The sequence below is a fragment of the Alcanivorax sp. HI0083 genome (assembly GCF_001635175.1).
Map to the genome: position 1 here is coordinate 1 of NZ_LWFX01001131.1, position 10502 is coordinate 10502.

Below are 10502 nucleotides of genomic sequence, written 5' to 3' on the forward strand. Positions count from 1 at the left end.
ACGCCGCTTTGCCGCCCAGAGCTTCTCGCTGCCGCGCCTGAAAGGCATTGCCAAGGCTTACGGCTGCACCATTAACACCGTGGTGCTGTCCATGTGTGGCCACGCCCTGCGTGAGTACCTGATCAGCCAGCATGCGCTGCCGGATGAGCCTCTGATTGCCATGGTGCCCATGAACCTGCGCCAGGACGACAGCGCCGGCGGCAACCAGATCGGCATGATTCTGGCCAACCTGGGCACCCACATCTGCGATCCGGCCAACCGTCTGCGGGTAGTGAATGACTCCGTGCAGGAAGCCAAATCCCGATTCTCACAAATGAGTCCCGAGGAAATCCTCAACTTCACCGCCCTGACCATGGCGCCCACCGGCCTCAACCTGCTCACCGGCCTGGCCCCCAAATGGCGCGCGTTCAACGTGGTGATTTCCAACGTCCCCGGCCCGAAAGAACCGCTGTACTGGAACGGCGCTAAACTGCAAGGCATGTACCCGGTCTCCATTGCCCTGGATCGCATCGCCCTGAACATCACCCTGACCAGTTATGTGGACCAGCTGGAGTTCGGCCTGATCGCCTGCCGCCGCACGCTGCCTTCCATGCAGCGACTGCTGGATTATCTGGAACAGTCGGTACGCGAACTGGAAATCGGCGCGGGCCTTAAATAGTCACGCCGGGCGCCTGACGCTGGATGCCTGACGGCTCGGGCGTCAACGTCCGGTATTCGGTAATACACGCATGGCAACCGAACTGAAACGCATCACCCGGGGCGAGCTCACCTGCTGGCAACTGCACCATCGCGGGCAAACAATGGTGATCGCCGAACAAGGCGCCCAGGTGCTCGAGTACGGCCGTGACGGCGAACCGCCCATACTCTGGCTCAGTGAGCAGGCGGCCTATCAGGCAGGCCATGGCGTGCGCGGCGGCGTGCCGGTGTGCTGGCCCTGGTTCGGCGCGCTGGAACGCAACCCGGACAGCGTGACACAGCAATACTCTCTCGATAATCCCCCCGCCCATGGCCTGGTCCGCCGGCAACCCTGGCAGTTGAGCGAGCACCAGCTGGACGGTGAACAGGCACGACTGGTTTTCCAGCTGGCAGAACACGCCAACCGTCAGCACCTCCCCCCTGTGACGCCCACCCTGACGGTGACCCTTGGCAGCGCCCTGACCCTGGCCCTGAGTAACCACAACCACGGCCAGGCCCCGGTCACTATCAGCCAGGCGCTGCACACCTACCTGGCCGTGGCCGATAGCCGGTACGTCACTGTGCATGGGCTGGCGCAGTCCCCCTACGTGGATGCCCTGGCCGACTGGCAGACCCGTCAGGACACCCAGGCACTGCGGTTCGACCGGGAAACCGACCGGCTTTACCTGCAACTGCCCTCTCAACTCCAGGTGGATGACCCGCTCTGGAAACGACAGATCCAACTGACCTGCCGGGGCAGCCATTCGGCGGTGGTCTGGAACCCCTGGGTGGAAAAGAGTCTGCGGCTCAGTCAGTTTGCCCCTGACGCCTGGCAACGCATGCTGTGCATAGAAACCGCACGGGTACTGGATAATGTGCTGACTCTGGCCCCCGGCGAGCACCACGAAATGGCCGTCGAGATTATGACAAGCGGGTGACTTCACCGCCCCAAAACTGCCCGGAAAAAGGGGTGGTGGAATCAAAAAAAGGGGAGTAGAGTCTGAGGTGGCTGCGAATTATGGCCGTGGATTGTTTTGGTAGTTGTCTTCCCTGCGTGAAGCTGAAGTTGTCTCCGAACGCCGCCCAACATGGTTTGCAAGCAACACCCTAAGTAATAGTTTTGAGGTATAGATTCACATGGCTACAGGTACTGTGAAGTGGTTTAACGAGTCCAAGGGTTTTGGTTTCATTTCCCAGGACGATGGTGGTGCGGACGTGTTCGTTCATTTCAGTGCAATTACCGGTTCAGGCTTCAAAACCCTGGCCGAGGGTCAGAAGGTTTCCTTCGAGATCCAGCAGGGCCCCAAGGGTCCGCAGGCTGCTAACGTGGTTGCTGAATAAGCAACCTCGCTAGTACGGAAAAACCCGCTTCGGCGGGTTTTTTTGTGTCTGGCGAAAAGCAGTTGGAAGTTCAAAGTTTAAAGTTGAAAAGCGCGGAACGGGTGCTCGAGCGTTGAAAGGCCGTGCCCGCGCACCATTACCATTAATCGCGGGCACAGCATTGCCGAACCTGACTGACCACCCCGCGTTTCAACTTTAAACTTTGAACTTTCAACTCGACTCTCAGGGCTGGTAGAGCGGCTGGTCGAGGAGTTGTTTGTGCTGGCGCCAGTCGGGCATGCGGGCGTCCATTAAGGCGTGGAAGCCAGGGCCGTGATCCATGTGCTTGAGGTGGCAAAGCTCGTGCATGACCACGTAATCCAGTGCCGCTGGCGGGTAGTGCAGCAGGGCCATGTTCAGGTTGATGTACCCTTTTGCCGACAGTGAGCCCCAACGGGTACGCATTTTTTTTACCCGTAATACCGGGCGCGTATAACCTTGCCCGGCAAACCAGCCGAACTGCCGCTCAATGCTGTCCTCAAACAACGGGCGTGCCTGTTGGCGAAGCCAGCGCTCCACCGCCTGCTGCACGGCAGCCTCGCTGTCAGGCTCGGCAACTCGCACCTGTAGATAGCCGCCAGCCACACTCACCGAAGACCGCCCTGCAGACACATCCAGGATCAACGGCTGGCCCCGGAACACCATGCTGCAGCCATCTTGCCAGCGTTGCCGCGGGCGGCTGGCCTGGCGTTGTTGCTGGTCCTTGATCCACTGGCGGCGACTGTCCACAAAGGTCTGCACCATGCGCAGGGGAGCCCGTTGCGGCGCACGCACCTGCACACGCCCGTCTTCCAGAACACGCAGTTCCAGGGAGCGGCGTTTGCTGCGGATCAGTTCGTAGTCGGTCATGATTCCTGTCTGGCGATTGGTAGGAGCGGCGCTCCTACTGATTATCCATCTTGGCTTTCGTTAACGGGCATCTCCTTGTCCAGCTGCTGGCTGACGGCATCCGCCGGTGACGCGTACGGCGCCAGCCACTGGTACAGCACCGGGATGATAAACAGGGTCAGCACGGTGGCAAACAATAGCCCGCCGAGAATCACCACACCAATGGTAAAGCGGCTTTCCGCGCCGGCACCGGTGGCCAGCACCAGCGGCACGGCACCGAAGATGGTGGAGACACCGGTCATCAAGACCGGACGGAACCGCACGATGGCGCCTTCATAGATGGCCTCTTTCACGCTGCGGCCCTGGTCACGAAGCTGGTTGGCAAACTCCACGATCAGAATACCGTTCTTCGCCATCAGCCCCAGTAACATGATCATGCCGATCTGACTGTAAATGTTCAGGCTGTCGCCGGTAACGCTGATGGCGATCACCGCGCCGGCCAACGCCAGCGGCACCGTGAGCATGATAATCAGCGGGTGAATCCAGCTTTCAAACTGGGCGGCGAGCACCAGGAACACAATCACCAGCGCCAGCGCAAAGGTCACCAGAATCGCCGACGCCGATTCTTTCAATTCCTCGGCCATGCCTTTGTAGCCGATGCGCGCTTCCAGCGGTAACCGCTCCCGGGCCTGCTCTTCCACATAGCCCATGGCCGTGGCCAGGTCATAGCCGTCGGCCAGGTTGGCGGACAGGGTAATGGCCGGCAAACGATCCACCCGGCGCAGCTCCGGTGCATCGCCGGTGGTGGCCAATTCCACCACGCTGGAAAACGGCACCAGGCCACCACTGTCACTGCGCAGGTAGATCGGCAGCACATCTTCAGGCACTTCACTGGCGCTCTTTTCGGCCTCCAGCAGGACATCATATTCCCGCCCCCGATCCACATAGGTGGACACGGTCAGAGTGGCAAACATGGCTTGCAGGGTTTCCCCCACATCGGTGGCCGTGATGCCCAGATCCGCCGCTCGCTCGCGGTCCAGATTCACATCCAGTTGCGGCTGGGTCTGTTCGAAGTCGGTATCGATACTGGTCAGGTTCGGGTTCTCGCGCAGGGCCGCCATCAGGGTTTCACTCCAGGCCAGCACCTGCTCATAGTCCGGCCCGGCCACCACCACTTCCAGCGCCTGGTCGAAGGCGCTCTGGCCCAGCCCCGGCGGATTCACCGCAAAGGCACGCAAGCCGGTGACCTGGGACAACTGCCCGCGCAACTCGCCAACAATTTCCTGCTGGGTGCGCTCGCGCTCTTCCCAGTCTTTCAGCCGCACGATGGTAAATGCCCGTTCCGGCACACCCCGGAAACCGATGATCGCCAGCACGCGTTCCGCTTCGCCATTCTCCACCAGGGGCATAAGCATTTTTTCCACCGCCTGGGTGTGGTGTGCGCCGTATTCCACCGTGGAGCCCTGGGGCGAGGTGGCCGGAATAATAAAGACGCCGCGGTCCTCCGTGGGGGCCAGCTCCTGGGGCAGTTGCCGGAACAGCAACGCCGCCGCCAGGCACAACAGCACGCAACCCACCACCAGCGGCCAGGGGCTTTTCAACGTCCGCTGCAGGCCGTTGGCATAGGCCTGGTTCAACCGTGTCAGGCCCCGTTGCAGAACATTATTCTGCCCCTGCATTTCTTTACGGCTATGCCGATGCAGCCAACGAGAACACAGCATGGGCGCCAGGCTCAGCGCCACGATGCTGGAGATGATCACCGCCGAAGCCAGGGTAAAACCGAATTCGCTGAACAACCGCCCCACGTCGCCACCCATAAAGGAAATGGGCACAAACACCGCCACCAGGGTCAGCGTGGTGGCGACCACTGCAAACGCCACCTGGCGGGCACCAAGATACGCGGCCACCAACCGTGACTCGCCTTCGTCGATGCGGCGCTGAATGTTCTCCAGCATGACGATGGCGTCATCCACCACCAGGCCGATGGCCAGGATCAGTGCCAACAAAGTCAGCACGTTGATGGAAAAATCCATCACCCCGAAGCCGATAAAGGCACCGATTACCGACACCGGAATAGTCACCGCCGGGATCAGGGTGGCACGCAGGTTGCCGAGAAAGGCAAAGATCACCGCGATCACCAGCACCACGGAAATCCCCAGGGTAATCAGCACCTCACGAATGGACGCGCGGATAAACAGGGATTCATCGGAGTTGATATCCAGGTGAATGTCGACGGGCAGGTTGTCTCGCACCGCCACGATTTCTTCGCGCACCCGGTCCGACACCGCCACGGTATTGGCCTTGGACTGGCGCACCACACCCAGGCCAATGGCCGCTTCGCCATTGGCGCGCAGCACCGAATCATCGTTTTCCACACCCAGCGCCACCCGGGCCACGTCGCCCAGGCGCAGCAGGTAATCGCCCTGGCGACTCACCACCAGGTCCTCGAATGCCTGCACGGTGGCCAGGCGATTGTCCGCCCGAATGGTGAAGCCGCGGGATTCCGATTCCAGTTTGCCGGCAGGCAATTCCACATTATTACTGCGCAGGGCCTGTTCAATATCGGTAACGGTGACCTGGTTGGCGGCCATGCTCTGGCGATCCAGCCACACGCGCATGGCGTAGCGACGCTCACCACCAATAATCACTTCCGATACCCCGTCGAGCACGGCAAAGCGATCCACCAGTGACCGTTCGGCAAAATCGGTCAGCTCCTGGGGCGCCAGGGTGCTGCTGGTCAGGGTCACCCAGATAATCGGCCGGGCATCGGCATCGGCTTTGGCAATAACCGGGGTCTCCGCTTCTTCCGGCAGCCGGTTGAGCACCCGGGATACCGCATCGCGCACGTCGTTGGCGGCGATATCCACATCCCGCTCCAGGGTGAATTCCACCGTGGTGCGGGCCGAGCCCAGGCGGCTGCGCGATTCGATTTTGCGCACCCCTTCCACCCCGGAGATTGCCCCTTCAATGACCTGAATGATCTGGGTATCAATGACCTCCGGCGCAGCGCCGGCATAATCCACACTGATGGACACTTCCGGCGGGTCGATATCCGGGTATTCCCGGATCGGCAATTTCATCAAGGCGCTAACGCCAAACACCACGATCAGCAGGCTGATCACCGTGGCAAAGACCGGTCGCTTGATGGAGACATCCGACAGAATCATGCCGCGGCCTCGGTGGTGGCCGGGTCATCCGATTGCGAGTCACCGGATGGGCCGTCTACTGCCGGTGCCGGGTTCAACAACACCCGCTGCCCAGGCAGCAAGGCTTCCGGGTCCTCGATCACTTTCACTGGCTGGCTGCTGCCCAGGCGTGAGTGGCCGTTAACGATCACATCCGGTTTGTTGGTCAGCCCGCTGGTCACTTCCACCCAGCCATCGCGACGGCCACCCAGTGTCACCGGGTGACGCTGGGCGAGATTGTCCGGGCTCACCGTGAACACATAGCTCTGGGCCCCCTGGGTGATCACTGCCTGCTCCGGCACCAGCAACGCGGCCCGTTCCGCCAGCTGCACAGACACCCGCAGAAACTGGCCCGGCAACAGTTGGCCCTGGGGGTTGTTCAGACGTGCACGCACGGTAAGGCTGCGGCTGCTATTGCTAACCCGGGAATCCAGATGGGTGATGGCGCCTTCAAAAACCTGGTCTTCAAACGCTGAATTACGGGCCTGCACCGGCAAGCCCACGGCCAACTTGGCCAGATAGCGTTCGGGTATCTGGAAATCCACCTCCAGGTGCCCCAGGTTGTCCAGGGTCGTAATCGGGTTGCCCGTCTGCAGGTAGGCACCGGGGTCCACCTGCCGCAACCCCAACACCCCGGCAAACGGCGCGCGGATGGTATGGTCGTTAAAATTGGCGCGAGCCACATTGCGGCTGGCCTCCGCCGCTTCCAGGGTGGTCCGGAACGTATCAACTTCAGACTGGGAGATGGCGCGCCGCTCCACCAGCTGCTGGCCGCGGCGGTAATCGGCCCTGGCCCGCTGGTACTCGGCTTCCGCCCGGGCCAGTTCGGCGCGAGCATTGCGATCATCCAGGGTCACCAGCAACTGACCAGGCGTCACTTGCTGGCCCTGCTGAAAATGGATCTCCGCCACTCGACCCGGCACTTCCGCCAACAACACCACGGCCTGGGCCGCCCGGGCGGTGCCCACGGCTTCCACCCGATCATAAAGGGGGCGCTCAATACTCGGGGCCAGATTCACTACTGTCGGCGGCCGCGTTCCCATGGGCGCCTGCTCGACAGGCCACAACCACCATGCGCCAACCCCCACCAGTGCTACCAGCACCAGCCCCGCGATAATCCGCGCCATGCCATTCTCCGTTATTCTGATTCAAGCCAAGTCTGATTCACGCCGTGAAAGTCTAGCGTGCAATTATGCAAGGAATGCGTAGACGCTGCGTTAGTGAGAGCAAATAAATTGAAGAGGGTTCATGTAAACATCGTCAGCGGCGCGAAACGCTGTCCCAGTGGTGGCTTCCTGAAAAGAAAAAGCCCACCAGCATGGTGGGCTTTCTCTTTCGTGCCGCGTGTTGCATGAAGCCTGATGCGTCTCTCTAAACCATTTCCGCACGCATCTTTTTCTTGTCCAGTTTGCCCACCGAGGTGCGTGGCAGCGCCTCCACAAAAACCACCCGATCGGGAATGCCGTAACGGCTGATCACGCCTTTGTCGGCATAATCAGCCACCAGCGCCTTGATGCTGTCTTCGTCGACTTCACCGCTTTTCACCACCAGGGCTACCGGGCGTTCACCCCATTTTTCATCGGGCACACCAACCACAGCGCACTCGCCGACCCCCGGATGCTGGAGCACCAGGCCTTCCAGATCGATGGAAGACACCCACTCGCCACCGGTCTTGATCACATCCTTGATGCGATCGACGATTTTCAGCCAGCCGTCATCCGACATCACCGCCACATCACCGGTATGCAACCAGCCGCCGTGCCAGAGTTCTTCGGACTTGTCGGGATCGTTCAGGTAGCCCTGGGTCAGCCAGGGCGCGCGCACCACCACTTCCCCCTGGCTCTTGTTGTCATGGGGCACGTCGTTCATTTCACCGTCGACGATGCGTATCTGCACCATGGCCACCGGGCGACCGGTGCGGGTGCGATAATCCGCCTGGGTTTCCAGGTCCGCGTTTTCCAGCTCCGGAGTCAGCTGAGCCAGGGTCAGCAGCGGGCAGGTTTCACTCATGCCGTAACCGGTATAGATATCGATGCCACGTTCCAGCGCCCCCATGGCCAGAGCCCTGGGCAGGGCCGAACCACCGATGATCACCTTCCAGCCGCTCAGGTCGATGCTCTTGGCCGCTTCCGCCTGCAACAACATTTGAATGATGGTGGGTACACAGTGGGAGAAGGTGACCTTGTGGGTGACCAGTAATTTCAGCAGGGTGGCCGGCTCGTAACGGCCCGGGTAGACCTGTTTCACCCCCATCAGGGTGGCCATGAACGGGATGCCCCAGGCGTGCACATGGAACATGGGCGTGATCGGCATGTAGACGTCATCTTCATTGAAACGCCCCTGCCCCACGCCGGACATGGTGTTACGGCCGGCAAAGGTGTGCAGCACCAGCTGGCGATGGGAGAAATAAACGCCCTTGGGCAAGCCGGTGGTACCCGTGGTATAGAAGGTAGTGGCGCGGGTATTTTCGTCCAGCTCGGGGAAATCGTACTGGGCCGGCGCCTTGGCCAGCAGCTCTTCATATTCACCAGCCAGCGGCAGGCTGTCGCTAGCCTTTACACCATCGTCGTCGAGCAGGATGTAGGTCTTTACCGGCTCGATACGGTCTTTCAGCTCTTCCAGGATCGGCAGGAATTCACTGTTCACCAGAATCGCATCATCTTGCGCATGGTTGATGGTGTAGAGAATCTGCTCCGGGCTCAGGCGCACATTCACGGTATGCAGCACCGCGCCCATCATCGGGATGGCAAAAAACGCTTCCAGGTAACGGTTGGTGTCCCAGTCCATCACCGCCACGGTATCACCGGGCTTCACGCCCTGGGCCGCCAGCGCCCCGGCCAGGCGGTGCACGCGCTCGTTAAGGTCGCGGTAGGTGAACGTGCGGTCGCCATAGGTAATCGTCTGGTCCGGTGCCTTGCGCACACCCGCTTCCAGAATATGGTGGATGACCAGAGACGACTCCACCGCAGAAGCGCTGCGGGGGATGTTCAGGTGACTACTCATAACTTGCTCCGTTACCTTGTTATTCTGCCGTTCACGGGCAGGAAAAAGCAGTACGCTCCTTCCTACCCATTGGTATGTGTGGCGTTCAAGACTGACACAGACCCTCACACGGGTCATCTGCTGCCTGGCCCATTAGGTTACAAAATACTACCCGTTGTAGACACCTTGTCTAGCTCTGCTTTGCAGTGCTCATTTCCTGTCCTTTTGGCTAATAGTGGCACCCCGTTGCACGGTGATAGTGTGAATCCGCTGACGATACGGTCGGCATCCATCATGGATCACCTTCAGGGAGTGAAGCGACCATGTTCCGCTGGATACCTGCGCTGATCCTCAGCGTGCCCGCCCTGTGCGGGGCGGCTCCGCCCTTCGAGCGTCCCTCCCTGGGCCTGAACCCGGACACCCTGCATGACAACAACATGGCGCTTGAGGTGGGGCTTCCTGATGCCACCCTGGGCCAGCGCGGCGACACCGACACCACCACTCTGGCGGTACCCACCCTGATCCGCCTGCGGCTGGTAAACCGCCTGGAGCTGCAGGCCGCCATCACCGGCTACCGGTTTGAACAAACCAAGACCAATAGCTCAGACAACGATCAGGATGGCATGGGTAACAGTGCCGTGGGGGCCAAGTTCGCCCTGTATCGCGGTTCAATGTTTCGGGCGGCCCTGGCCGGCGGGGTACTTATTGATACTGCCAGCGATGCCTTCAGCAACAACGAAGATGGCGGTTATGCGGCCATGAGTGGCGGCTGGTGGATGGACGATCGCCATCAGGTACAGCTCAGTGCCCGCTACGAGGAAAGGGGGGAGGATCGCACCATCACCGTGGTGCCCAGCTGGCATGCCCGGCTCAGTGATACCTGGGCGGTGTTCCTGGATGCCGGATTGACCCACAACAGCGAAAACGGCGATGACAACAACCGTGCCGGCGGCGGCGTTACCTGAATGCTGACACCAACCCTGCAGGCCGACCTGTACGGCCGCGGCGGGCTGGATTCAGACAGTGTGGATAGCGAGGCCGGCATGGGCCTGGCGATTGCCTTTTAGTAACAGCCATTTTTGTGGCCCCACTTGAGGGGCGAACGAGCCTGGCACGGCTTTCTGCGGGAATATTCGACTCTCAAGCGGGGCTCCTGCAGCAACCTTTTAAGCACGCCGGTCAAGGATGTGTCAGCCCCTTCGGATCCAGCAGCTTTTCCAGATCCTGCCGGGACAGGCCGGACTGTTCTTCCGCCACATCCAGCACCGCCCTGCCGCTGGCAAACGCTTCCTTGGCAATCTTCGCGGCTTTTTCGTAACCGATCACCGGGTTCAGGGCCGTGACCAGAATGGGGTTCTTGCCCACCCCTTCAGCCAGGCGCGCTTCATTGAAGGTCATCCCCTTGATGGCCCGCTCAGCCAGATTGGTACAGCTATTGGCCAGCCACTCGGT

The 10502-nt window shown here is 60.8% G+C and carries 8 protein-coding genes and 1 pseudogene; 4 read left to right on the forward strand and 5 right to left on the reverse strand.

The features are described from left to right. The 3 genes from A3754_RS15815 to A3754_RS15825 form a co-directional block, all read left to right on the forward strand. Positions 1 to 658: WS/DGAT domain-containing protein (locus tag A3754_RS15815; RefSeq protein WP_156497023.1), on the forward strand; the 658-nt coding region annotated here is incomplete at its 5' end. 70 nt (positions 659 to 728) lie between these two features. Further along, the gene (locus A3754_RS15820; protein ID WP_063520480.1) at positions 729 to 1613 is read left to right on the forward strand and encodes a D-hexose-6-phosphate mutarotase; all 885 of its coding nucleotides are present in this window, start codon (positions 729 to 731) and stop codon (positions 1611 to 1613) included. 199 nt (positions 1614 to 1812) lie between these two features. Then, positions 1813 to 2016 carry a cold-shock protein gene (locus A3754_RS15825; protein WP_011590014.1) on the forward strand — a complete coding sequence of 68 codons (204 nt, stop codon included), beginning with the start codon at positions 1813 to 1815 and terminating at the stop codon, positions 2014 to 2016. 222 nt (positions 2017 to 2238) lie between these two features. Here A3754_RS15825 and A3754_RS15830 read toward each other — a convergent pair whose 3' ends face one another. From A3754_RS15830 to A3754_RS15845, 4 genes are all read right to left on the reverse strand, one after another. Continuing rightward, positions 2239 to 2904 carry a M48 family metallopeptidase gene (locus A3754_RS15830; protein ID WP_063520481.1) on the reverse strand — a complete coding sequence of 222 codons (666 nt, stop codon included), beginning with the start codon at positions 2902 to 2904 and terminating at the stop codon, positions 2239 to 2241. A 41-nt stretch (positions 2905 to 2945) separates the two neighbouring features. Then, complete coding sequence (locus tag A3754_RS15835) at positions 2946 to 6050, reverse strand: efflux RND transporter permease subunit (RefSeq protein WP_063520482.1); 3105 nt, start codon at positions 6048 to 6050, stop codon at positions 2946 to 2948. Beyond that, positions 6047 to 7195, reverse strand: coding sequence for an efflux RND transporter periplasmic adaptor subunit (locus A3754_RS15840; protein ID WP_063520483.1), 1149 nt, complete (start codon positions 7193 to 7195; stop codon positions 6047 to 6049). The genes A3754_RS15835 and A3754_RS15840 overlap by 4 nt, the downstream gene beginning before the upstream one ends. 244 nt (positions 7196 to 7439) lie before the next feature. Next, positions 7440 to 9071: a fatty acid--CoA ligase gene (locus A3754_RS15845; protein WP_063520484.1), complete on the reverse strand. Its 1632-nt coding sequence runs from the start codon at positions 9069 to 9071 to the stop codon at positions 7440 to 7442. Positions 9072 to 9373: 302 nt separating this feature from the next. On the opposite strand from A3754_RS15845, the gene A3754_RS15850 reads away from it, so the two are divergent. Then, positions 9374 to 10015 carry a hypothetical protein gene (locus A3754_RS15850; protein WP_063520485.1) on the forward strand — a complete coding sequence of 214 codons (642 nt, stop codon included), beginning with the start codon at positions 9374 to 9376 and terminating at the stop codon, positions 10013 to 10015. A gap of 214 nt (positions 10016 to 10229) precedes the next feature. Here A3754_RS15850 and aspA read toward each other — a convergent pair. Beyond that, positions 10230 to 10502: pseudogene (gene aspA / locus A3754_RS15855) on the reverse strand (aspartate ammonia-lyase); the annotation flags it as partial.